This is a genomic window from Paenibacillus sp. FSL R7-0312 (assembly GCF_038004445.1).
GTDB lineage: Bacteria > Bacillota > Bacilli > Paenibacillales > Paenibacillaceae > Paenibacillus_AQ.
This window is the reverse complement of sequence record NZ_JBBORE010000001.1, coordinates 5699312-5722309: the sequence shown is the minus strand read 5'-3', so window position 1 is coordinate 5722309 and position 22998 is coordinate 5699312. Positions and strand designations below refer to the sequence as shown.

19 protein-coding genes are annotated in these 22998 nt (G+C 51.6%); 14 read left to right on the top strand and 5 right to left on the bottom strand.

Features of this window, described 5'->3' with window-relative positions:
• Positions 1–37 precede the first annotated feature (37 nt).
• The 4 genes from MKX70_RS25200 to MKX70_RS25185 all read left to right on the top strand — a co-directional run bounded on the left by MKX70_RS25200 (position 38) and on the right by MKX70_RS25185 (position 5844).
• Positions 38–1924 (top strand): glucose PTS transporter subunit IIA, encoded by a 1887-nt coding sequence (locus MKX70_RS25200; protein ID WP_042235684.1) that lies wholly within the window; start codon positions 38–40, stop codon positions 1922–1924.
• A complete protein-coding gene (gene ptsP, locus MKX70_RS25195; protein ID WP_340787463.1) occupies positions 1921–3687 on the top strand; it encodes a phosphoenolpyruvate--protein phosphotransferase in 1767 nt (588 codons plus the stop codon). Before MKX70_RS25200 ends, ptsP begins: the two co-directional genes overlap by 4 nt.
• Positions 3688–3908: 221 nt before the next feature.
• On the top strand, positions 3909–4448 hold the full coding sequence (locus MKX70_RS25190) for a sigma-70 family RNA polymerase sigma factor (RefSeq protein WP_340841086.1): 540 nt from the start codon (positions 3909–3911) through the stop codon (positions 4446–4448).
• Positions 4435–5844, top strand: coding sequence for a hypothetical protein (locus MKX70_RS25185; RefSeq protein WP_340841085.1), 1410 nt, complete (start codon positions 4435–4437; stop codon positions 5842–5844). The genes MKX70_RS25190 and MKX70_RS25185 overlap by 14 nt, the downstream gene beginning before the upstream one ends.
• A 92-nt stretch (positions 5845–5936) precedes the next feature.
• Here the strand turns inward: MKX70_RS25185 and MKX70_RS25180 are convergent, their stop codons facing one another.
• Positions 5937–6461, bottom strand: a complete 525-nt coding sequence (locus MKX70_RS25180; RefSeq protein WP_042136527.1) for a type 1 glutamine amidotransferase domain-containing protein — start codon at positions 6459–6461, stop codon at positions 5937–5939.
• Positions 6462–6744: 283 nt separating this feature from the next.
• Here MKX70_RS25180 and MKX70_RS25175 point away from each other — a divergent pair, with 283 nt between their 5' ends.
• The 3 genes from MKX70_RS25175 to MKX70_RS25165 all read left to right on the top strand — a co-directional run bounded on the left by MKX70_RS25175 (position 6745) and on the right by MKX70_RS25165 (position 9375).
• A complete protein-coding gene (locus tag MKX70_RS25175) occupies positions 6745–7200 on the top strand; it encodes a hypothetical protein (RefSeq protein WP_340787449.1) in 456 nt (151 codons plus the stop codon).
• A 374-nt stretch (positions 7201–7574) separates the two neighbouring features.
• Positions 7575–8585 carry a catabolite control protein A gene (gene ccpA / locus MKX70_RS25170; protein ID WP_036695017.1) on the top strand — a complete coding sequence of 337 codons (1011 nt, stop codon included), beginning with the start codon at positions 7575–7577 and terminating at the stop codon, positions 8583–8585.
• A gap of 94 nt (positions 8586–8679) precedes the next feature.
• On the top strand, positions 8680–9375 hold the full coding sequence (locus MKX70_RS25165) for a 5'-methylthioadenosine/adenosylhomocysteine nucleosidase (protein WP_340841084.1): 696 nt from the start codon (positions 8680–8682) through the stop codon (positions 9373–9375).
• Between the two features lie 26 nt (positions 9376–9401).
• On the opposite strand, the gene MKX70_RS25160 is transcribed toward MKX70_RS25165, so the two are convergent.
• On the bottom strand, positions 9402–10034 hold the full coding sequence (locus MKX70_RS25160; protein ID WP_340841083.1) for a GNAT family N-acetyltransferase: 633 nt from the start codon (positions 10032–10034) through the stop codon (positions 9402–9404).
• Between the two features lie 160 nt (positions 10035–10194).
• Here MKX70_RS25160 and acsA point away from each other — a divergent pair, with 160 nt between their 5' ends.
• A complete protein-coding gene (acsA, locus tag MKX70_RS25155; RefSeq protein WP_340787439.1) occupies positions 10195–11919 on the top strand; it encodes an acetate--CoA ligase in 1725 nt (574 codons plus the stop codon).
• Between the two features lie 95 nt (positions 11920–12014).
• On the opposite strand, the gene MKX70_RS25150 is transcribed toward acsA, so the two are convergent.
• Both MKX70_RS25150 and rpsD read right to left on the bottom strand, forming a co-directional pair.
• Positions 12015–14933, bottom strand: coding sequence for a transglycosylase domain-containing protein (locus MKX70_RS25150; RefSeq protein ID WP_340841082.1), 2919 nt, complete (start codon positions 14931–14933; stop codon positions 12015–12017).
• A 245-nt stretch (positions 14934–15178) separates the two neighbouring features.
• Positions 15179–15778, bottom strand: a complete 600-nt coding sequence (gene rpsD, locus MKX70_RS25145; RefSeq protein ID WP_039297946.1) for a 30S ribosomal protein S4 — start codon at positions 15776–15778, stop codon at positions 15179–15181.
• Positions 15779–16169: 391 nt separating this feature from the next.
• On the opposite strand from rpsD, the gene MKX70_RS25140 reads away from it, so the two are divergent.
• From MKX70_RS25140 to MKX70_RS25120, 5 genes are all read left to right on the top strand, one after another.
• Complete coding sequence (locus MKX70_RS25140; protein WP_042235704.1) at positions 16170–18170, top strand: sensor domain-containing diguanylate cyclase; 2001 nt, start codon at positions 16170–16172, stop codon at positions 18168–18170.
• Positions 18171–18340: 170 nt separating this feature from the next.
• Entirely contained in the window at positions 18341–19207 is an 867-nt protein-coding gene (locus MKX70_RS25135) for a hypothetical protein (RefSeq protein ID WP_042235706.1), read from the top strand.
• 94 nt (positions 19208–19301) lie between these two features.
• Positions 19302–20417 carry an aminopeptidase gene (locus tag MKX70_RS25130; RefSeq protein WP_042235709.1) on the top strand — a complete coding sequence of 372 codons (1116 nt, stop codon included), beginning with the start codon at positions 19302–19304 and terminating at the stop codon, positions 20415–20417.
• Between the two features lie 138 nt (positions 20418–20555).
• On the top strand, positions 20556–20801 hold the full coding sequence (locus tag MKX70_RS25125) for an HPr family phosphocarrier protein (protein ID WP_042136544.1): 246 nt from the start codon (positions 20556–20558) through the stop codon (positions 20799–20801).
• 178 nt (positions 20802–20979) lie between these two features.
• Positions 20980–21282 carry a YlaN family protein gene (locus tag MKX70_RS25120; protein ID WP_039297956.1) on the top strand — a complete coding sequence of 101 codons (303 nt, stop codon included), beginning with the start codon at positions 20980–20982 and terminating at the stop codon, positions 21280–21282.
• Positions 21283–21354: 72 nt separating this feature from the next.
• On the opposite strand, the gene cax is transcribed toward MKX70_RS25120, so the two are convergent.
• Positions 21355–22425 carry a calcium/proton exchanger gene (gene cax, locus MKX70_RS25115; RefSeq protein WP_042235710.1) on the bottom strand — a complete coding sequence of 357 codons (1071 nt, stop codon included), beginning with the start codon at positions 22423–22425 and terminating at the stop codon, positions 21355–21357.
• Between the two features lie 154 nt (positions 22426–22579).
• On the opposite strand from cax, the gene MKX70_RS25110 reads away from it, so the two are divergent.
• Positions 22580–22945 carry an Asp23/Gls24 family envelope stress response protein gene (locus tag MKX70_RS25110; RefSeq protein ID WP_019911482.1) on the top strand — a complete coding sequence of 122 codons (366 nt, stop codon included), beginning with the start codon at positions 22580–22582 and terminating at the stop codon, positions 22943–22945.
• Positions 22946–22998: the final 53 nt, after the last annotated feature.

Sequence of the window (22998 nt, the reverse complement as noted above, 5' to 3'; positions counted from 1 at the left end):
CTTACCATTCAATATAGAAAGAAAGGAGAGGGTCACCTTGAATTGGCTCGGATCTTTGCAGCAGTTAGGCAGAGCCATTATGCTTCCTACCATGGTGCTTCCGGCGGCGGCCATCTTGCTGAGTCTGGGCAGCTTACCGTGGTCTGCATGGGGACTTTCTTCGGTATCCGAAGTGACGACATACGCGGGGCAAGGAATATTCTATTTCATGCCTTATTTGTTTGCTGTCGGTGTAGCGTGGGGATTGTCCAATCAGGCCGGACCGGCCGGACTGGCGGCGCTCGCAGGGATGTTCACTTATGACCGGATTGTTTCCAACATGGGAGACGGGGCTGTACAGCCTGCAACATTAATTGGTATTATCCTTGGAATTGTAGCCGGCGTAGCGCATAACCGGTTTAAGAATATTAAGCTGCCGGAGGCGATCCAGTTTTTTGGAGGGTCGCGTTTTGTACTGCTTTTTATGGGTTTATTCTCCGCGCTGTTCGCCTGGGTGATGCTTGGCGTATCCCCGCTGCTCCAGCAGCTGCTGAATGATCTCTTCAGGGTAGTGCAGGTTACCGGCGGATATGGAGTTTTTGTCTACGGGGTATTGTATAGAGTGCTGACGGCCTTTGGCCTGCATCATATTCTCAATAATGTATTCTGGTTTCAGCTGGGCTCCTTCACGACGCCTGACGGAAGTGCGGTCGTGCAAGGGGATTTGCCGCGTTTTTTTGCCGGGGACCCTACAGCGGGGATCTTCATGGCCGGGCTATTCCCGATCATGATGTTTGCCTTGCCGGCGATTGCCTTTGCTATTATTCAGGAAGCGCGCGAGGACCTCAAGCCAAAGATCAAGAAGACTTTTTTGCGTGCCGCTTTGGTCTGCTTTCTGACCGGGGTATCGGAGCAGATTGAATTCGCGTTTCTGTTCGCTTCCCCGTATTTATTCGCGCTGCATGTAGTCATGTCCGGCCTTGCCATGGTACTGACCTACTCACTCGGTATTCATCACGGGTTCTCCTATTCGGCCGGTGCGATCGATTTCTTCCTCAATCTGCATCTGTCCCAGCGGGCTTGGCTGCTGATTCCGATCGGGATTGGTTACGCGATTGTTTATTATAATCTGTTCCGCTGGGCGATCCGCCGCTTCCAGATTCCTACACCGGGCCGCGAAGAAGGGTCCGAGCTGGGAGACTGGGCGGGGAATATACCGTATCAGGCTCCGCTGATTCTGGAGGCGCTGGGCGGCAAGGAGAATATCGTACAGGTACAGGCCTGCATCACCCGGCTAAGACTCACAGTGCATAACGACCGTTTTATAGATACAGGAGCACTTAAGGGGCTTGGCTCCGCAGGCATTATCAAGCTGGGCGGCGGCAATGTGCAGGTCGTCTTCGGTACATACTCGGAGCTGATCCGGGAAGAGATCGATAAGCTGATGCTGCGCGATTTGCCGCAGGTGCTGTTCAGCTCGCCCATCCAGGGCCGGATGATGCCGATCGAAGAGGTGCCGGATCATATTTTCGCCGCCAAGCTGGTTGGGGACGGAGTAGCCTTTTTCCCGGAAAAAGGAGAGCTGGTCTCGCCCGTATTCGGCAAGGTGATGCATGTATATCCTACAATGCACGCAGTGGGCATTTCTACACCCGAAGGGCTGGAGGTGCTTATGCATATAGGGATTGATACTTCGCAGCTTAAAGGGCCATTCGAGGCGCTTGTACAGGAGGGGGACAGCGTGGAGCCGGGGCAGCTGCTGGTCAGGTTTGATCTGGCTTTCTTGAAGGAGCATGCCGCTTCACTCGCTACACCTATGGTCATTACCAACCCGGACCGCGTAAAATCCTGGAGCTATGCTCCATTTAAAAATGTTAAAAAGGGGCAGTCGTCAGTCATGTCTGTGGTTCTACACGAAAGTAATGTTGGAGGGATCGAAGCATGATACAAGGCATAGGCGCCGCAGCAGGTGTTGCCATCGGGAAGGCCTTTGTCTTGCCGAACTGGGAATGGAGTCTGCCGGATACTCAGGTGAATCCGGTGGATCTGGCTAAGGAGTTTGAACGTTTATACGAAGGGATCCGCACCTCTAAGGATGAGATCGAATTTATCAAAAGAGAATTCCGTGAGGTCGTCGGACCGGAGGAGTCGAGTATTTTTGATGCCCATCTGGCGATCCTGGACGACCCTGTGTTCATGAGCGAAATCCGCGGTATTATCGAACGCCAGTATAAAGCGGCTGAGGTGGCGGTTAAGGAAGCCATTGACCATTTTGTAGCGATGTTCGATCTGCTGGACGATGAGTATATGAAGGAGCGAGCGGTGGATATCAAGGATGTCGGCAACCGTCTGCTGAAGCATCTGCTGGGTGCGCCGGAAGTTACCCTTCCGTCTGATACACAGCCTTATATTCTTGTGGCGAAGGAGCTCTCTCCGTCCCAGCTGGCGCATTTGAACCCGGCCTATGTGCTGGGGATCGTCACGATGATGGGCGGCAAGACTTCGCATTCCTCCATCATGGCCCGGGCGCTCGGCATTCCGCTGGTCGCCGGCCTGGAGAACAAAATCCTTACCCCGATTCAGACCGGGGACATGCTGGTGCTCGACGGGGAGACCGGAGCTGTGATGCTCCATCCGGATGAGTCCACCATGCGGGATTTCACCTCCAGACGTGCCAAGCAGCTCAAGAAGCGGGAACAGCTGGAGCTGCTCGCTACCGTTGAAGCTTTCACCAAGGACGGCGTATACCTGCGTCTGGCCGGCAATATCAGCTCTGTGAAAGAGCTTAATATGGCGCTGAAATATGGAGCCGAAGGTGTGGGGCTGTTCCGTACGGAGTTTCTGTATATGGACCGTAATACGTTCCCGACGGAAGATGAACAGTTTGAAGTCTATAAGCTTGTAGCTGAAAAAGTCGGCAAGGAGTCTGTCGTCATCCGCACCCTTGATATCGGAGGAGACAAGCATCTGGATTACTTCCAGCTGCCGGAGGAGCAGAATCCGTTCCTCGGCTACCGCGCCATCCGCATCAGTCTGGACCGCAAGGACATGTTCAAGACGCAGATGACAGCCATTCTGCGGGCCAGCCATTACGGTAATGTCCGGATGATGTTCCCAATGATCTCCTCCGTTGAAGAGGTTCAGGCTGCCAAAGCGGTGCTGGAGGAAGTGAAAAGCGAGCTGGACAGCCGTGGGATTCCATATGACCGCAAGCTGCCTGTAGGCATTATGATTGAGGTTCCAGCCGCCGTCATGATTGCCGATCTGCTGGCGGAGGAAGTGGATTTCTTCAGTATCGGCACGAATGATCTGGTGCAGTACGTACTCGCTGTGGACCGGATGAATGAGCAGATTGCCCATATGTATCATCCCTACCATCCGGCAGTGCTGCGCATGATCAAAATGACAGTAGATGCGGCCCGCAGCGTGGGTATCGATGTCAGTGTGTGCGGTGAGATGGCCGCAGATGAACGGTCATTACCGCTCTGGCTGGAGCTCGGAATTAGTGTGCTGAGCATGTCGCCGCAGGCGCTGCTTAAGGTGAAGCACCGTACCCTGAACACGCTGGCTTCCGAAGCCAGAGAAGTTGCCAAGCTCTGCTTCCGTAACCGGACCAGCTCGGAGACGGAGGCACAGCTGAGTGCCTTTGCCGGGCGCAGCGGAATTACACTGGGTGCAGGCGGGGATTCCAAAGAAAAAACGTCATAACCATTAACGGGCACACATAATGAGCTTATCTAATATAAAGTCCGGCGTGGTGGTCAACCCATACACGCCGGGCTTTTTGCTGTGAATAACAGCTGTCACTGGCTCCTTAAACAGAAGATGTCTTACCTATTTTTCTTATTTGTCCCAAAAAAGTAAAACCGTTTGCTGCGCAGCACAGTCAGTATATACAGAAATCAAAAAAAGCAGAGGGAGGATGCGGGATGGAGAATGTTTGGGAAGGCGAGCGGATACGCGTCTTAAATGAGCAGGAACAGCTGTTCATCAGCCGGGTGCTAGAGCAGAAGAAAATACTCTACAGCATAGCCTATAGCTACTTACGGAGTGAGGCGGAGGCGCTTGAAGTAGTGCAGGAAACTACATACAGAGCCTGGGTCAAGCGTGGGAGTCTGAAGGATACGGACCGGTTTGCGCCCTGGCTGACAAGAATTCTGATCAATTGCTGCAAGGATGAATTGAAGCGCAGGAAACGTCTGGCGTCTCCTGGTCCGGTTCCGGTTAGCGGCGGACTACAGGAGATGACCAGTGACCGCAAGCTGGATATGGAGCAGGCGCTGAATGGGGTCAAGCCGAAATACCGCCAGGTGCTCGTACTGAAGTATTACCGGGATATGACGCTGAGTGAAATTGCTGAGGTGCTGGGGAAGCCTGAAGGAACGGTCAAGACTTGGCTGAACAAGGGATTGAAACAGCTGCGCGACAAAATGAGACTTAGAGGAGGACTGCAGGATGGCCACGAGTGAAGAAACACTGCTGAAGGAGTACTATCACAGTCTATCCGTTGAGGCGGATGAAATTGCTGAGCTGAAGCTGAATGCTGCCGTTCGTATGGGGATGACCCGGTCGCAGAAATTCAATATGTCTCTAAAAGCGCGTTATGTATTAGGTTCGGTGGCGATGCTGGCGATTCTGCTGCTGTTCGTTTTTCCTTGGGGAAGCGAGGCTTTGAAGCCACGAAGTGGTGCTTTGAGTTCGCAGGTAACGGTGCAGGATATGAAGTGGTTCGAAGCTTACGGCAAAGTTGCTGGAAGTGATTCTACAGTTAATTCAGCATTGGCGGCAGGTCTCATTAAGCCGATAAGCGGGGCAACAGCAGAGACGGATGGTTATGTTCTGACAGTGGAAGCCGTTGCAGCAGACCGGATGGGGATCCTCTTTTTCTATAAGCTGGAGAATAAGAATGTAAAGGCATCTTCTTATATGCTTTCAATGACAACTACTGCAGATATTGAGCTGGGACTAGGAACGTACTTCAGCAACAATTCGAAAGCTGTATCTGGGGTAACACGAGGTTACCAAAAAGTACTTTGGAATCGTAATTATACGAAACTGCCGGAGCAGATGGCGGTAAAGCTGAGTGTGGTGGGGCCGGTAGGCGGGGTGGTCGATGGCATACAGAACTTTGAGACAACCAATGAGGTTTATGTACCGATTACCATTGAGCAGAATGCTGTTGCACGGTCTGGAGAGACCGTATCCATTAACCGTACAATGGAAATCGCGGGCCAGGATGTTAAGATCGGGGACGTATATATAGCGGTAACTGGCATCTATGTGGAAACTGCATACAGTCCGCAGAATTCCATGGAAATATTCAGTCTGAATAGCCCGCATATTCTGCTTGGAGGTGGTAATGATTTTACTGCATTGTACTCCAAGGCATCGATTAATGTTGAGGGCAAACAGTATCTCGTATTCCCTGGCAGTGAATTGTCACCCGGTACCATGAAGCTGCAAATTGACGGTATCATCGGTCTTGAGAAATCTGCCCAGGAGCTGATAGTAGATACCGATAAGAAGCAAATTATCAAAGGACCTGACGGCCGCCTGCGAATCACCGCTGCGTCTAATCCTCATAGCTTGATTATGGAATACCAAAGACCTAGCAATAAAAGCGCTGGCTATACCGCAAATGTAATTCTGGATCGGACATTTAAGGACGGAGTAGGCAAATTGCATACGGCTACGTATAATTCCGCAGTGCCTGCTATTGATCCTGCTCATGCTGATGAGAAGGTTCCTCCGATTCAGTTTGGATACAAGCTGGGAACGGCTGAGCTGCCGCAGCCTTTGACTTTCAAGATCATCAGTTACCCGAATCTGATTAAAGGTTCTGCAGAGCTTACTCTTCGCAAATAATACAATGCAATTCAAAAGAGCCCTGCTCGCCGCTACAGCGGAGAACAGGGCTCTTCATGTATTAACATCACTCATCTTCAGTATGGAGCAGGTTATTCCCCCGCCAGCGCATCGCAGAAAGCCTTGCCGTAAGGCGGCAGATCCGGGGGACGGCGGGCTGAAATGATATGTCCGTCGGTCACCACAGGCTCGTCCTTCCAGATGGCTCCGGCATTCTCCATATCATCACGGATGCCTGGAGTGGAGGTGACCGTCACACCCTCCAGTATTTTGGCAGAGATCAATACCCAGCCGGCATGGCAGATCTGCCCGATAGGCTTCTTGGCATCATTGAAATCCTGCACCAGCTTCAGTACTGCGCTGTAGCGGCGGATTTTGTCGGGAGCCCAGCCTCCGGGTACCAGGATGCCGTCATAATCGGCTGCGTTAAGTTCATCCCATGAATATTCAGCGGTGGCGGGTACACCGTATTTGCCCACATAGGTCTTGTTTTTTTCCAGCCCGGCCAAATGAACCTCGGCGCCTTCTTCCCGCACGCGGTACACAGGGTACCAGAGCTCCAAATCTTCGAACTCATCATCTACAAGCGCTATAACCTTTTTGCCAGCCAGTCTCATTCCATGCAGCTCCTTCCGGTTAATAACATCTCGGTTCTAAGCCATTCTATCAAAAGAAAAAGTTGAAGTCACTTTTCATTTGGTAAAACCTAAGCATATTGCCAATTAAATCATTATATGCAAAACGGCAGGGATTCGCAGGAGTAAGGTCGAATATAGCATCTGAACAGGTAAACTTACGCGTTTTTTATAAGATAATGGATAGACTTCATGCAATAATTGTTCCAGGACGGTGTAGCTGTTTTTGCTTGGTTTATTAAAAGATCATTCTGAGGTGTGGGAGATGTATAAAGATAACTTAATGAAGAAGTCATGCGGCTGCGGCGGGATCATGACCATACATATGCATACGCTGATTTATAGTGCAAAGATCAAAATTACTCATGTACCGGTATATACCTGCAGGCAGTGTGCCCGCTATGAACCTTTGCCCGTGATCAAACGGGATCTGGGGAAGCTCATCGGGGAGCTTGCTGCAACTTCGCCTGGCCGGAAGCAGCTCTCGTTTGCAGAGCGCAATGAGTGGGCCAGTGTGCTGAAGGAAACGTTTGCTTCCGGTTTATTTGCCGGCGGCTTGCCTGAACTGGAGGAGTCAATCCGGAGTGCGATTCAGGGGCGGATAGATCTGCTGCTGGACGTTTACCGCGTAGCTGTAGATATGTGCGACAGGTCATGGATGGGTGAAACTGAACTTAGACTATCCCAATTAACGGCTCAATCGGCAGAAAGTGCTAAATAAATGGCGCTTTTGGCGTTTTGAAAAATTTTTCTGCAAAATCAATGAAAATTTTTCAACGAATGTTGGATTTTTCACGCACTTTTTGATACGATAGAAAGAGATTACAGAATTGCTGCTGCTGTCTTGGGGATGGAGCGCAGGATCCGCTTTTATCCGCCCTTGCGTTTCTGAAATTTAAAGCGGTTTACGGCTGGGAGTTATTGGAGTATCAGGAATTGGCGGAAGGCGCTAAAGCCGCGCCAGGACTGGCGTTTCAACCTTTGAAAGAAATTTTGAAAGGAAAATGAAGCGTTATCATTGCACAATTGTACAAAGTGTCGTATCATAATTTTAATTAGTCGAACGATAAAATTTATCGCAATGGAGAGAGTAATTTGACGGTAACCATTTACGATGTAGCTCGAGAAGCAGGCGTATCTATGGCTACGGTATCACGGGTTGTGAATAATAACCCGAACGTGAAACCGCAGACCCGGAAGAAGGTTTTTGAAGCGATTGAGCGTTTGGGCTATCGTCCAAATGCCGTGGCGAGAGGTCTCGCCAGCAAGAAAACGACAACCGTTGGGGTTGTTATCCCTGATATCTCCAACTCGATTTTTGCGGAAATTGCCCGCGGGATTGAAGATATTGCCAATATGTATCACTACAATATCATTTTGTGTAATGCGGACAAGCGCAAGGAGAAGGAAATTCGTGTTATTAACACGCTGCTTGAGAAGCAAGTGGACGGGCTGCTCTTCATGGGCGGAACCGTTACGGAGGAGCATATTCAGGCTTTCCAGACCTCAGCAGTTCCAATTGTGCTCTGCGCCACGCGTGATGAGAAGGGTACATACCCTTCCGTCGATATCGATCATGAGACGGCTGCGTTTGATGCAGTGAACACGCTCATCCGTCACGGCCACCGTGAGATTGCAATGATCAGCGGAACACTGCAGGATCCCGCGAACGGCTATGCCCGGTTCCACGGCTACAAGAAAGCACTGGAAGCAGCAGGCATTGAGTACCAGGAGGATCTGGTCCGCATCGGTAACTATCGTTACGAATCCGGTGTCGAAGCCATGAAGTACTTCCTCGGTCTCAAGAAGAAACCGACCGCTATTTTTGCAGCAACCGATGAGATGGCCATTGGGGCAATTCACAGTATTCAGGATGAAGGTTTGAAGGTTCCAGACGATTTCTCGATCATCAGTGTCGACAATATCCGGATGGCATCTATGGTTCGTCCTTTGCTCACTACTGTGGCACAGCCAATGTACGATCTGGGAGCGGTAGCGATGAGACTGCTGACGAAACTGATGAAGAAGGAAACGGTGGAGAACCCGCGGGTTATTCTGCCGCATGAAACCATACTTCGCCTGTCCGTCAACCATGTGAACAAATAAGATTTGTCCGTTTAACAAGTGAATATAAGGTACGTAGAAAGCTCCTTCGGGAGCTTTTTATGTTTCAGGGTAGTAATAAAGGGGAGGGTTTTGGATGAGTGAAGTTCTGGGTCTGCTTGGCGCAATGGATGAAGAGATTATACTGCTGCTTGAGGAAATGAAGAATAGAGAGACAACCGTAAAGGCAGGGATAACCTTCTATTCGGGAAGTGTATTCGGCAAAACAGCGGTGCTCTGCAAATCGGGGGTCGGTAAGGTGAATGCTGCAGTTACAACGCAGATTCTGCTGGACAGCTTCGGCGTTTCGCGGGTCCTGTTCACAGGTGTGGCAGGCGCAGTGCATCCCGATTTGAATATCGGGGACATTGTCATTTCATCGCAGTGCATCCAGCACGATATGGATGTGACAGCGCTTGGTTATGCCAGAGGGGTGATTCCCTACCAGGAGACCTCTTCATTTCCGGCAGATCCGCAGCTGGTGAAGCTGGCGGAGCAGGCGTGCCGGGAGCTGAATCAGAAGTCTGTGACAGGTATTGTATTGTCCGGAGATCAGTTTATTGCAAGTAAGGATACCGTTGCCGTGCTGCGTGAACAGCTGGACGGAGCTTGCGCCGAGATGGAGGGGGCAGCTGTCGCCCAGGTCTGCAATATGAACGGGACGCCGTTTGTGATCATCCGTTCCATGTCTGACAAAGCGGATGGTTCGGCCCATGTCAATTACCGTGAGTTCACGGTGACTGCTGCGGAACGTTCACACGCCATACTGGAGTATATGCTGAAGGCAATGTAAGCTCGGCGCAATGCAACCCGCTCCTATCAATACATGAACCGCTGTCTGAAGCGGACCCGGTCGAAGGTCTCGCGGGAGGACAGTGGAACAGCCTGGCCCATGCGCACCATCAGGCAATTGGCCGGATGGGAGCAGATTTCCGGGTCATCCGTGGCATACCACACCATATCTACGGTCTTCATCAGCTTCTCCATCATCTGCCGGTATTCCCAGACCGTGAGGCCGCTGCCCTTCAGATCCCAATGCCAATAATATTCTGTAGTGAATACGATGCAGTTCTCCAATTGCCCTTCTTCAAAAGCACTGGAGACCAGCAGCTTCGCAAGCCCGCATCCGCGGTATTCATCCGCGACTTCGATGGCCCCCAGCTCTACGAGATCTTCCATCCCTCCCTGGGACCACAGCTCCAGCTCATCCGGATAATGAAAGGTGACATACCCTACTATAACGCCTGAGACCACTGCAGCGACGACGCGGCCTTCCGCCAGTCCTGATATCTCAATCAACGCTTCCAGCTGTTCCTGCGGCTTCCGGAAGGCATCCAGATCGCTGTGTATGGCTAATTGCCTAAGTGTGTCCGGTGGCAAGGGGCCTTCAACGGATACCAGCCTGCCTGCATGTTCGAAGGTATGGGAGACGGGGATTTTGATGTGTTCCATGATTGGGCTCCCTCCGGTTCACTATATTATGGAATGTAACCGCTTCCTGTGATATACTGGTTCCGACACGAAAAATTCACATTTGGCGCGTTGACAACATTGCAGTTAAGAGATTCTTACCCTTAAAGCTTAAATCAAACCAGTAGGGGAGGCAAGAGTAATGGGGCAAGTCCACAGCGAAATTTTGCCGGGCCGTGTGCAGCACGCGAATATGAAGGATTATTCCCGGGCCGTTGACGAATTCCGGTGGGAGGATGTCGAGAGCAGCTTCTCCTGGCATGGAACAGGTAAGGTGAATATGGCTCATGAAGCCGTAGACCGTCATGTGCAGGAGGGGCGGGGAGCAGCTACTGCTTTGATCTATAGTGATACTGTGCGCGTGGAGAGGTATACCTTTGCCGACTTGCGTGAACGGTCGAACAAATTCGGGAATGTGCTCCATAAATATGGGATTGGTAAAGGGGACCGGGTATTCATCTTCATGCCGCGCACACCGGAGCTGTACTTCAGCCTGCTGGGCATTCTGAAGGTGGGAGCCGTAGCAGGGCCGCTATTCGAGGCGTTCATGGAAACAGCCGTGAAGGACCGCCTGGAGGATAGCGGAGCGGTGGCGCTGGTGACTACGCCGGAGCTGCTGCAGCGGGTGAAGCGCGACCAGCTTCCGGGGCTGCGCCACATTATTCTGGTCGGAGGTTCCTCATCTGAAGATCCGGGGCTGCTGAGTTATGAAGCGGAAATGGCTGCAGCTTCGGCAGAGCTGGAACCGGAATGGCTGGGTCTTGAGGATGGTTTGATCATGCATTATACCTCCGGGTCCACCGGTAAGCCTAAGGGCATCTATCATGTGCAGCGGGCAATGATTCAGCATTATTATACAGGCAAGGTTGTACTGGATTTGCGTCCGGATGATGTGTACTGGTGTACGGCAGATCCCGGCTGGGTGACCGGAACCTCTTACGGGATCTTCGCTCCTTGGCTAAACGGAGTAGCCAATGTGATCCGGGGAGGCCGCTTCAGCCCGCAGGACTGGTATAAGACCATTGAACGTTATGGGGTAACGGTATGGTACAGTGCGCCTACGGCATTCCGTATGCTGATGGGCGCAGGGGAAGCAAGCCTTCAGGATATTGATCTGAGCAGTCTGCGCCATGTCCTGTCTGTTGGGGAACCGCTGAACCCGGAAGTCGTGCGCTGGGGTGATAAATTCTACCATCAGCGGATTCATGACACCTGGTGGATGACGGAGACAGGAGCGCAGCTGATCTGCAATTATCCGGGGATGGATATCAAGCCTGGCTCCATGGGGCGGCCGCTGCCCGGAATTGAAGCTGCGATCCTGGATGATCACGGCAACATTCTGCCGCCGTATTCCATGGGCAATTTGGCGATCCGGACACCCTGGCCGTCGATGATGGGTAAGGTATGGAACAATCAGGCCAAATATGATGAATACTTCCGGATTGCCGGATGGTATATTTCCGGGGATTCGGCTTATATGGACGAAGACGGTTACTTCTGGTTCCAGGGCAGGATTGATGATGTAATCAATTCTTCCGGAGAGCGGATCGGTCCGTTCGAGGTGGAGAGCAAACTGGTTGAACACCCGGCGGTGGCTGAGGCTGGAGTGATCGGCAAGCCGGATGTGATGCGTGGAGAGATTATCAAAGCGTTCATCTCACTGCGGGATGGCTACGCCCCGACTGCAGAGCTGAAGGACGAGATTGCTGCTTTTGTCAAAGCGGGCCTGTCTGCCCATGCTGCGCCGCGCGAGATTGAATTCAAGGAGAAGCTTCCGAAGACCCGCTCCGGCAAAATTATGCGCCGTGTCCTGAAGGCCTGGGAGCTGCATCTTCCGGCAGGCGATTTATCTACGATTGAGGATTGAAGACTCTATCAGCCAGCCTATAGAAAAGACCGTTCCCTCGGATACAGGGAACGGTCTTTTGCATTTCATTCAGGGCGCCATCCACAGACTGTAGACTATGGCGTGGTTGCACCGGTATTGCCGCCAGCTCCGTTGCTGCTGCCAGACGGCGTTGCTTCATTGCCGCCTGGCGGCTGGACAATGATCATACCCGGATCCTCGCTGCTTTCGGGAATGATTCCCGGATCAGGCGTTGGCTCCGTGCCGCCAGAGCCTGGTACTTCCTCTGGAGGCAGCGTCGGCTCTGGTGTAGGCTGAGTCCCGGCTACACTGCCGGAGGCTGCCTCATGCCCTGCAACGTCTACAGCAGCCACATAGAAGGTGGCATTGGCGCTGGCAGGCGTTCCGGGCTTGAAGACGGTACTCTCACCTGCTGAGAGTACAGCCTGCTTTTGGAAGGAGCCGCCGTTCAGTGAACGGTATAACCGGTAGCCTACAACATCGGATGATCCGCTTGAAGTGAAGGTAACTACAGCTTTGCCGGTACTGTAGGAGACCATCACTTCACCCGGAGCACTAGGCGCGCTGCCGTCATCCACCCGGGGGTCCACCTCAGTCGGGAAGTCAGTCTTGGCATCTTCCGGCATGTAATACGACAGAGATTCATGTTCTTTCATGGCCGGGAAGGCCGCAAGCAGTTCTTTGACCAAGTTCTGGATCGGCTTCTCCCGTTTGACGACAATCTTCTCTTTCAGGAAATCCTCGGGTGTTCCTTCCAACGGAAGGTAATTCACCCCGTTGTAGGTGATATATTTGGCTTTGGAGATTCCGTCATCACTTTCTGTGGGTACGAACTTGGTGTTGAACAGGTCCGTGGTGAATTTATCTGTCAGCTCCGACGGTTTCTTGCCGCTGTAAGCGGAGACCGTCGCTTTGACAATACCCTCAGGCTTCGGAAATTCCTTCGTCACGAACAGCTCCGGACGTTTGTCGATCACGGTATTCATAACCTTGGTCCACAAAGTCTGCGCTTGCCGTTTCTGCGTATCTCCCTGCAGGGTGTTAATCTGTTCTTTGTATCCAACCCACATGCCCAGGGTAACATCCGGGGTATAACCCATGAACCAGACATCCCCGTAGTTCTGCGTAGAACCGGTTTTGCCGACAATCGGAACTTTTTTGAAGTGCTCATATTTAGTTTTGACTGTACTTGCCGTACCGTCGGTTATTACTGTGCGCAGCATATCCGTCATCAGATAAGCGGTCTGCTCGGAGAAGACCTGCTCAGGATTCACTTTGTGCTGATAGATAATCTTGCCTTGTGCGTCTACAATCTTCTCAATCATATAAGCATCATTGAATGCGCCTTGATTGCCGATTGAGGAATAGGCATTCGTTAATTCTTCAACGGAAACCCCGTAACGCAGTCCGCCGATTACTCCGGTCTGTGCGTTATAATCATCGTCCTGAATCGTAGTAATCCCGAGCTTCTTGGAGAAGGCCCAGGCTTTCTCGATCCCCACCTTGTCATTGAACAGCTTGAGGGCCGGAAGGTTCAGGGATTTGTTCAAGGCATAACGGGCGGTAACCAGACCCTGATAGCGGTTGTTGGCATTCTTCGGAATGTGGAAGCCTTTGCCGCCGTCCTTCATAATAATCGGGGCATCGTCCAGGATGCCGGCAGGCTGGATTAATCCGGCATCCAGTGCAGGCAGATACGCGGCAATCGGCTTCATGGTGGAACCGGGCTGGCGGATCATCTGGGTAGCATAATTCATTTGCTCGATGTTGAAGTCACGTCCTTCAATCATCCCGAGAATCGCGCCGGTCTTGTTGTTAATCATGATGCCGGCCGTCTGTTCCTTACCTCTGGCCTTGCTGTCCTTCGTGAAGTTATCGCTGTCTTCCGAGATGCTGTGCATCGCGCTGTACACTTTCTTATCAATGGTAGTGTATACACGGTAGCCCCCGGTCATCAGCTGCTGGCGGGCTTCCTCGAGAAGCTGCGTGTTGTCGGTGGGGGTGGCAGCAGCAGAATCCGAACCAGCACTTGCGTTGTCTTCGTTCAGCGTCAGCATAATTTCAGCCGCTTTGCGCTCTGTTTCCATCATCAGATAAGGGAAGGTAGCATAAGCCTTCTTCGTATGCGGAGCAAGCGAGCCCTTGACATCAAAGAGCAGGGCTTCATCATACTGGGATGTAGTAATCTTGTTCTCCTCCAGCATCCGCCGCAGCACCAGGCGCTGGCGCTCCATGGCCCGGCCAAAGGCAGTCTCATTGAATTCGCCTACGCCGCTAAAGGCGGAGTATTTGGATGGGAGCTGGGGCAGGCCGGCCAGATAAGCCGCTTGTGCTACATTCAGCTTTTCCAGATCATCGAGACCGAAGATGCCTTTGGCGGCAGCCTTGATGCCGAATACATTATAGCCATTCGATCCGTTCCCGAAAGGAACCTTATTTAAGTATGCCGTTAAAATTTCCTGCTTGGACAGAAAACGTTCCAGCCGAAGCGACAGCAGGATCTCCTTCACCTTGCGGTCTTCTGTCCGGTCCAGATTCAGGAACACGCGGCGAGCCAACTGCTGGGTCAGCGTACTGCCCCCGGTCTGAACGGATTCGTTCAGCAGCCTCTGCTTGACTGCACGCAGGGTGCCATTGAAATCCACCCCTTTATGATTGTAGAAATTATTGTCCTCTATAGCGAGAACGGCATCAATCACAAGCTGTGGAATATCGTTGAATTCAATAAGTCTGCGGTCTTCTTCCGTCCGGAGCTGGCCGATCGGCTGCCCGTCACTGAAATAGGCAAAGCCGGTAATAGCGTTCTGGCTGACTTCCTGTTGAATTAATTCTTCGGTGCGGACAGGGTCATCTTTCACTATCGAAGTCACGTAGCCTGCCACAGCGCCACCGGCAAACAGAATGCCGAGTATACCGAGTATAAACATCCACTTCACGACTGAACCGAACCTGCGGAGCCAGGATCTGCGCGGTGGACGCTGTTTTGCGGTCTTCTTCTTATTCTCCTCAACCATCGACGATTATCCTCCTTTTAACGGAACTATTATAGCACAATTTGGCGATTTTGAATGCGCTTCTGCCGCAGGGGATTTACTCTGACGCTGCTTTTGCCAAAGATGCTGAGGGCGGAATAGTCCTAAGTGTTGTTTCCGGGAGCAAACTATAGGAGTATCGCTATGCCGAGAGGGGGATAGAACAAAAAAAGCTCCCGGAATAAAGTATCCGGGAGCTTTGATCAGATTCTGCTTGCAGCGGAATCTTAACGGTTGTAGAATTCGACGATTTGTTTCTCATCGATATCTTGGGACAGCTCGGCACGTTCTGGCAAACGAATGTATTTGCCTTCGAATGAACCATCAGCATATTCCAAGTAACCTGGAAGGTGGGAACGGTTGTCAAGAGCTTCTTTGATAGAACCCATAGCGCGGCTTCTTTCGCGAAGTCCGATAACGTCGCCCACGCTTACGCGGTAAGAAGCGATGTCGACTTTTTTGCCGTTAACGGTTACGTGTCCATGGGATACCAGCTGACGTGCGCCTGCACGGGAGTTAGCAAATCCAAGACGGTAAACCAGGTTGTCCAAGCGGCTTTCGAGCAGGAACATGAAGTTTTCGCCCGCGATACCCTGGAGCTTTTGTGCTTTGGTGAAAAGAGTTTTAAACTGCTTTTCGCCCAAGCCGTACATGTGACGCAGTTTTTGTTTTTCCAAAAGCTGCATTCCGTAGTTACTTACTTTTCTGCGTTGGTTAGCGCCGTGCTGTCCTGGTGGGAAAGGGCGTTTCAGGTCTTTGCCTGTACCGCTTAGGGAAATGCCCAGACGGCGGCTGAGTTTGAATTTAGGTCCGGTGTAACGTGCCATTATAGTAGACTCCTTTTAATTTGAAAATGTATTGTAGGGCCTATTTGCGCCGCAAATCGTATCCGTGAAAGCGTTAGATGGTTTCACACTACCGAGGGAAGTTCAGCCGCTGCCCTGGCAGTAACGAAATGCGTAGAGGGTGACACAACGTTACGCCCAATTAAGACTTGTTACAGTCTTGTTCAACAATAAATATTATATGAAAATGACAGTCAAAGTCAAGCGCAACTTAAAAGAGTTTTTGTCTATCTTTGTCGTTAGTTCTTTGGTCCTAAAAAAAATCCCGGTTTTGAGGAAAATATAATGCAATACCTAAGAAAAGGGAGTAAAATATAGCTAATTAGATGTTATCGGGAAAATTTGATATCAAATAGCAAAGGGGATCCTCTTTATGTCGGAGCAGGAAGCATACGACCGCAAGGGTAGTCGTATGCTGTTACAGGACATCAAGCAATCAGGCGGAGATTATGAAGATCCCACTGCTTGGCTGCGGGAGACGGACATAGTGTCCCATGATTTTCCTTATGCAGCCAATTTGATTGCCGAGAGTTTCAATGAATGGCTTGGACAGGCCGTACCGTCCTTCGCCAAGTCTTGGAACTGGTGTGTACTGAACTATGAAGCAGAATGGATTGATCCCATATTCGAATTCCGGCAGGGGCGTTGGAAGTCTGAATGGGAAGAGGCGGCGGAAGCCTGTCTGCGCTCTGGCGGGATGCATGCCATAGAGGTTCAAGAGGCTGGACAGGCGCGAACATTATTAGCTATGCCGATTTTCACACGCGGGCACGGGGAAATATTCGCGATCCTCGGCTGTGAGATGCCGTCAGAGCAGTATGCAGAAGGGGGAAGACATACGGCAGAAGCGATGTCGATGCACTACCAGACCTGCTTTTATCATAAATTTGAGCATGTATTTGTTTCAGATCTTGCAGGTGTGCACCTGCATGCTGAGCGGGAGAGCAGCCGCCGTTCACTGCTCTTTCAGATTGTCCAGCGGATGCATGACAACATTGATGTGGATGCCGTGCTTACCGAGGTGATTGACAGTATTGCGGCGATGTATCCCGGGGCTCGGCTGGACCTGTACATGTCGCAGGACCACCGCAGTGCGCATCCCCAGGTTAAACCGTTGCCGCTCCGCTGGGCCATTAATGACGTATGTGCCAGAGCCTTCAAGGATGGCCGGGTTGCGCTTCATACCGGACGTGAGGACAGCTGTACGGTCGAGGTAGGTCTTCCGCTCGGAGGTAAGCAGGGGGTCTATGGTGTCTTTCATATGGTCCTGGACAAGTCCTCCTTCCGTGAAGTGGATCTGCGCTTTCTGACCATGGTTGCGGATACGGCCGGCACGGCATTCGAGAATGCCAAGCTGTATGAACGCTCCAACCAGCTTATCCGGGAGCTGCGCATGAGTAATGAACTTACGCAGCGTCTCAATCAGAGCCTGCGTCTTGGGGATATTTTTCAATTTGCCTTTGAGGAGCTTCTGGGGATGTTCGAGGCCGATTATTGCTGCATCCTCCATATGAATGAAGAAAGAGGCGGACTCGAAGTCATTGCCTGCAATCATATCCCGCTATTGGGGGAATTGGTGGAGGCCGGGCATGGACTGGGCGGAAAGGTCTATACTTCAGGCGAGCCGCTGCTTCTATCCGACTATAAGTACGCCGCCGGATTGACGTCTAAGCTTTTGGATGCTACAGGCTCACAGTCGCTGATCGCCACTCCGCTAAGTGTAGGGGGAGAAGTTCGGGGGGCTATTATGCTCGCCCATAAGGACGCCCACTTCTTCTCCTATGACAGCTACAGGCTGCTGCAGGCTATGGCTGGGCATATCGGGCTTGCGGTTGGCAACGCGCGGCTGCATGCTGAAGTGCGGCGCCTGGCGAACCGCGACAGCCTGACCGGGCTCTTCGCCCGGCATTATCTGGATGAGGAGATCCAACAGCGGCAGTCTACGGATTTCTGCGGAACGCTGATTGTTGTTGACATCGATCAGTTCAAGGCGGTCAATGACACTTACGGCCACCAGAAGGGTGACAAGATACTGAAGCAGGTAAGTGAAATTGTGAAGTCCTCGATCCGCCAGGGGGATGTCGCCGCCAGGTGGGGTGGAGAAGAGCTGGCCGTGTACCTGCCCCAGCTTGGGGTGCAACAGGCAATATTTGTGGCCGAGCGCATCCGTAAGCGGGTGATGGGGGAGACGGAGCCGCGTGTAACCGTGTCCTGCGGTATTGCAGAGTGGAGCTGGACAGATGAGCGAGTGAGTGTAGAATCACTGTTCTACCGGGCGGACATGGCGCTGTATGAAGCCAAGAACAACGGGCGGAACCAGGTAGTGATTGATAACAAAATCGTTGAGAATACCGCTAAGAATCCTTGGGCCTAAGCCTCAAGGGTTCTTTTATTTATTGAGGCTCCCACAAGATACTTGAGTCATCATCGAAGCCTAAGCTCCACTTTGTGGGGTTGTTTGTGGGGTTGATTTGCGTATAAGCCCTGCAATCAGGGAGACCCTAGGAAGAATGAATGTTAATCTGACCGGAGGTCTTGAATGCCATGATGAAAATATTGCTGTCCCGTCCAGGAATCCTCTCCCTTGTCCTGCTGATCTGTTTGATTCCTGTAAGCGGCTGCGGTGTCATGAATGACAGACCGGCTGCGGAGGATCTGAGTCTCGTACTGGCCGGGATGGACGGCAGTGACGGCGTTTCCTTCGAAGGGGCAGCAGCGCTGCTGGTCGGCGGCAAGGCGGTTCCGGAATCCTCACTCTATTATGGAGGAAAGGTGGCGGAGCATAACAAGGTCAGCTTATATTCCCTGCTGCCGGACGGGAGCCAGCCGGGTACCGCCTCCGAATCAGCCCCGCATCCTCTTGAGCAGGGCTCAAGGGATGTTCCGGCTTACTATACCAGACTGGTGAAGGAAGACGGTGAATGGAAGCCGCAGCAGGCAGCGCCGACTTCGCAGGAGAGTAATCCGCTGGAGGCGCTGAACCCGCTCCGGCAGCTGGAAGAGCTGGAGGGGCGGGAGAAGACGGTAACCGAGGAGGCGGGGAGTGCCAGGGGAACCCGCGTGCTGCGCATTGAACTGACGCCGGAGGAAGCGCGCAGCCAGCTGTCGGCGGAGCTGGAACGGGAGATGCAAGCGATAAGGCCCGCTAGCCAGGTTGCCACTGGAACGGCTGCTGGGGAGCCCGCTAAGGAGCTGGAGGCACGCGCAGCATTATGGGAGCAGAAGCAGGCTGAACTGCAGCAGAGACTGAAGCAAGCCAGTATCAGAACGGTTTATTATCTCAAGGTAGACGCGAAGCGCAATCTGCCCGCGCGGCTGACCTGCAACCGGACGACAACCTCCCCCGGCAGTGCGGGAGTGGTTACTGAGGAAACCTACATTACACAGGTTGATTTCTATGGCTATCAATGAAGCTCACATACCGTAAGAGCTTGCGCTCTTTAGCGGGCATGCTACAATATAACGGTATATTTATTTTTAGCATGAGGAAGGAAGAGAGAGAAACATGAATGATCCACGAATTCAGAAGCTTGCGGCGAACCTGGTAGGGTATTCCGTAAACGTACAACCCGGCGAGAATGTGCTCGTCGAAATGATCGGCAGTGAAAGAGATTTAATCAAAGCAGTAGTGGAAGAAGTGGGCAAAGCCGGAGGCCGTGCATTTGTACAGCTGACGGATCGTACCGTTCTGCGCAGCATGCTTAAATATGCTACACCTGAAGGCATTCAGACCTGGGCAGAGATCGATCTGAACCGGATGAAGCAGATGGACTGCTATATCGGCATCCGTGCTGGTGAGAATGTCAATGATCTGGCTGATGTGCCGGAAGAGAACATGAAGCTCTACAATTCACTCTATTCCCACCCGGTACATAGCGAACAACGCGTCAAGCATACCAAATGGGTAGTATTGCGTTACCCTAATGCCAGTATGGCGCAGCTTGCCAATACAACAACCGAAGCTTTTGAAGACTTTTACTTTGCGGTCTGCAATCTGGATTATGCCAAAATGGACAAAGCCCAGGATTCGCTGGCTGAGCTTATGCGCAGAACGGACAAGGTGCGGATTGCCGGTCCCGGAACGGAGCTGACCTTCTCCATCAAAGGCATCGGCGCAGAGAAATGCTCCGGCCAGAAGAACATTCCCGACGGTGAAGTCTACAGCGCACCGGTGCGTGACTCTGTGAACGGGACGATCAGCTACAATGCGGCGACGCTCTATAACGGCGTGACTTTTGAGAATGTGAAGTTTACGTTTGAGAAAGGCAAAATCATCGAAGCCTCCAGCAATGACACGGTGCGGTTGAACGAGATACTCGATTCCGATGACGGCGCGCGCCATATCGGCGAATTCGCCATTGGCTTCAACCCGTATATTCTGCATCCGATGAAGGACATTCTATTCGATGAGAAGATCGCAGGCAGCCTGCACTTTACACCGGGCCAGGCTTATGATGTAACTGACAACGGCAACCGTTCGTCCATCCACTGGGATCTCGTGCTCATTCAGCGTCCGGAGTACGGCGGCGGAGAGATTTACTTTGACGATGTGCTCATCCGGAAGGACGGAATTTTTGTGTTGCCGGAGCTTGAAGGTCTGAATCCCGAGAATCTGAAATAAAATGTAAAACAAAGCTCTGAAATGCAAGCTTGCAAGCTTGTTTTCGAGAAACACCTTGCGTGAGTAAGCGGATTCAATGTATCATGGAATTGGTTACAAATGAACTTAAGTTTATAATCAAGTTGTGGAGGGATTCTCATGTCCAGTAACAATGCGGCAATCGTGGATATTGCACAAACAGCCAGCCAGTTTAATTCATCTATCGTTCTACAAGCGGACAACAAGTACATTGATGTTAAGAGTATCCTTGGTCTGTTCACTACTCTGGTATCCAGCCAAAGCTACGAGCTTCATGTACATGGCACAGATGCCGAGGAAGCCAAGAAAGCAATGAGCGAAGTATTTGCTAAGCACAATTTGAACTTTACAGTTGTAGCGGAGTAATCCATTATTTCCGAAGACGTCCGGCCTTGCGGCAGGGCGTTTTTGCTATGTGACCCGTAATATTTGTCCGTTCTTCACGAAACGTAAACTGAATTCTTGTATTAGGTCCTGATTTCGACTAATATTAAGTATAATAAGCAGTAGAAGCTGTAACTTTTGGACATAGGGGGGATAATGCATGACTTCATCGGATTTGCAGGAACAGCTTAATATTAAAGCAATCAATCTTCTACAAGAAGATGCCAATAAAATTGAGAAGCTTATCGAAGTGCAGATGGAGAATTTGGCGACTCGTTACTGCCCTCTCTATGAGGAAGTGCTGGATACCCAGATGTATGGTTTCTCCAGAGAGGTTGATTTTGCGGTCAGAGCCGGGCTGGTGCCTGAATTCACAGGCAAGCAGGTTCTAAGCAAGCTGGAACGCAACTTGGCTGTACTGTACGAAGCACTCAATAAGAAGGCTGAGGAGCGGGAGATGTAATTCCGGTCATTCATAAAAACGCACACGGGGACCCGGGAGGCCGCTCATGTGCGTTTTTTTTGTGCAGAGTTGTTATACCAGATAGAACGATACACCGAGAATCAGATATACCGTGAGCAGCAGCAGTCCTTCGTACCAGTTGGTTGAGCCGTCCTGAATAATCGACTTGGCGATAAATACCGATACAGCAATAGCTACAATCTCGATGGTAGTGAATACAATGGACATGGTGTTGCCCATGAAGTAGCTGGCAAAGATCAGCACCGGTGCAACGAACAGGGCAATCTGCAGACTGCTTCCAACGGCAATCTCTACCGCAGCGCCGATTTTGTTCTTCATAGCCAGCATAATGGCTGCACTGTGCTCGGCGGCATTACCGATGATTGCCACCAGGAATGCACCGACGAACAGCTCACTGAAGCCGAAGCGTTCTGTTAGGGTCTCCAGGGTGCCGACCAGCCATTCGCTGACGAAAGCGACCATAACCGTAGCAAGTACCAGATAGAGGATCGAACGGTTTCTGGACCAGACCGGGGCATGCTCATTAGGCAGCTCTTCTGCACTGTCATCCGTTACATCCGCGAGATATTTCTTGTGCGTAATCATAGAGAAGACGAGCCAGGCCATGTACGCGGCAATCAGGAGGCCGGCGACGACAAGGCTGAGTACATCTGTATCCTTCTCTGTGATAGAGTGGGTGTTGAAGAACATGGCGGGAACGAACAAGGCGATGACGGCAACAATCATCAGCGATCCGTTCAGCCCGGCGAGCGTGACATTGAAGTTCTGAACCTTGAACTTCATGCCGCCGGCAAAAATACTGAGTCCCAGCACCAGCAGCAGATTACCGATGATCGAGCCGGTGAGACTGGCTTTGACCATGTCAAAAAGTCCTTCTTTGACCAGGAAGAAGGCGATGATCAGTTCGGCAGCGTTGCCGAATGTGGCGTTAAGGAAGCCTCCCAGCCGCTGACCGGCATAGTGGGCTACGCTCTCTGTCGCCCGGCCGAGGAAACCGGCCACGAAGATAACCGAGATAGCGGACAATACGAACTGCAGGGTATGGTCCCAGTCCGCATAATGTCCTATGGCGCTGAGGAGGAAGGTGATGACCAGCAGCGCCGGCGAAATCCATTTTTTCAAGGTAAAGCACACTCCAGTCTCTGTATGTAGGTTGAATTCATAATCAATATACCCAAATTGTTCCTGACTGTAAACGGGAATGCGAGAAAGTCATTTGCTTTTTAGCCTGTTTTCGAATTACAATAATTGATAATGAGTGTAGGGGGGATATGGCATGGCAGAACAACTTCAACTTGAAATGGGAAATATACGGATATCGAATGATGTTGTCTCGAAAATTGCCGGATTGGCAGCTTTGGAGACTCCCGGAATTGCAGCCATGTCTGGCGGTTTGTCTGAGGGCTGGGCGAAACGCCTGAGCGGCAAGAATGTGCAGAAGGGCGTTACTGTTGAAGTAGGCCAGTTGGAAGCGGCAGTGGATTTGCGCATTATTGTTCTCTATGAAACGCCGATTCACGAAGTGTGCCGGATGCTGCAGCAGAATGTCCGCGAGGCTGTGGAGAGCATGACAGGGCTTCATATCGTAGAGGTAAATGTTAAGGTTGAAGGCGTGGCCTTCAAGAACGATGAGATCTCGTAAGCGCTAACTGCTTAAGGAGCATAGCGGGTACACAAAAGGCAGTCCGGGGAGTT

Bases quoted from the DNA above. Each gene is read 5' to 3' on its own strand.
- ptsP (WP_340787463.1), top strand. From the start codon at position 1,921: ATGATACAAGGCATAGGCGCCGCAGCAGGTGTTGCCATCGGGAAGGCC.
- MKX70_RS25190 (WP_340841086.1), top strand. From the start codon at position 3,909: ATGGAGAATGTTTGGGAAGGCGAGCGGATACGCGTCTTAAATGAGCAG.
- MKX70_RS25185 (WP_340841085.1), top strand. From the start codon at position 4,435: ATGGCCACGAGTGAAGAAACACTGCTGAAGGAGTACTATCACAGTCTA.
- MKX70_RS25180 (WP_042136527.1), bottom strand. From the start codon at position 6,461: ATGAGACTGGCTGGCAAAAAGGTTATAGCGCTTGTAGATGATGAGTTC.
- MKX70_RS25175 (WP_340787449.1), top strand. From the start codon at position 6,745: ATGTATAAAGATAACTTAATGAAGAAGTCATGCGGCTGCGGCGGGATC.
- MKX70_RS25165 (WP_340841084.1), top strand. From the start codon at position 8,680: ATGAGTGAAGTTCTGGGTCTGCTTGGCGCAATGGATGAAGAGATTATA.
- MKX70_RS25160 (WP_340841083.1), bottom strand. From the start codon at position 10,034: ATGGAACACATCAAAATCCCCGTCTCCCATACCTTCGAACATGCAGGC.
- acsA (WP_340787439.1), top strand. From the start codon at position 10,195: ATGGGGCAAGTCCACAGCGAAATTTTGCCGGGCCGTGTGCAGCACGCG.
- MKX70_RS25150 (WP_340841082.1), bottom strand. From the start codon at position 14,933: ATGGTTGAGGAGAATAAGAAGAAGACCGCAAAACAGCGTCCACCGCGC.
- rpsD (WP_039297946.1), bottom strand. From the start codon at position 15,778: ATGGCACGTTACACCGGACCTAAATTCAAACTCAGCCGCCGTCTGGGC.
- MKX70_RS25140 (WP_042235704.1), top strand. From the start codon at position 16,170: ATGTCGGAGCAGGAAGCATACGACCGCAAGGGTAGTCGTATGCTGTTA.
- MKX70_RS25135 (WP_042235706.1), top strand. From the start codon at position 18,341: ATGATGAAAATATTGCTGTCCCGTCCAGGAATCCTCTCCCTTGTCCTG.
- MKX70_RS25130 (WP_042235709.1), top strand. From the start codon at position 19,302: ATGAATGATCCACGAATTCAGAAGCTTGCGGCGAACCTGGTAGGGTAT.
- MKX70_RS25125 (WP_042136544.1), top strand. From the start codon at position 20,556: ATGTCCAGTAACAATGCGGCAATCGTGGATATTGCACAAACAGCCAGC.
- MKX70_RS25120 (WP_039297956.1), top strand. From the start codon at position 20,980: ATGACTTCATCGGATTTGCAGGAACAGCTTAATATTAAAGCAATCAAT.
- MKX70_RS25110 (WP_019911482.1), top strand. From the start codon at position 22,580: ATGGCAGAACAACTTCAACTTGAAATGGGAAATATACGGATATCGAAT.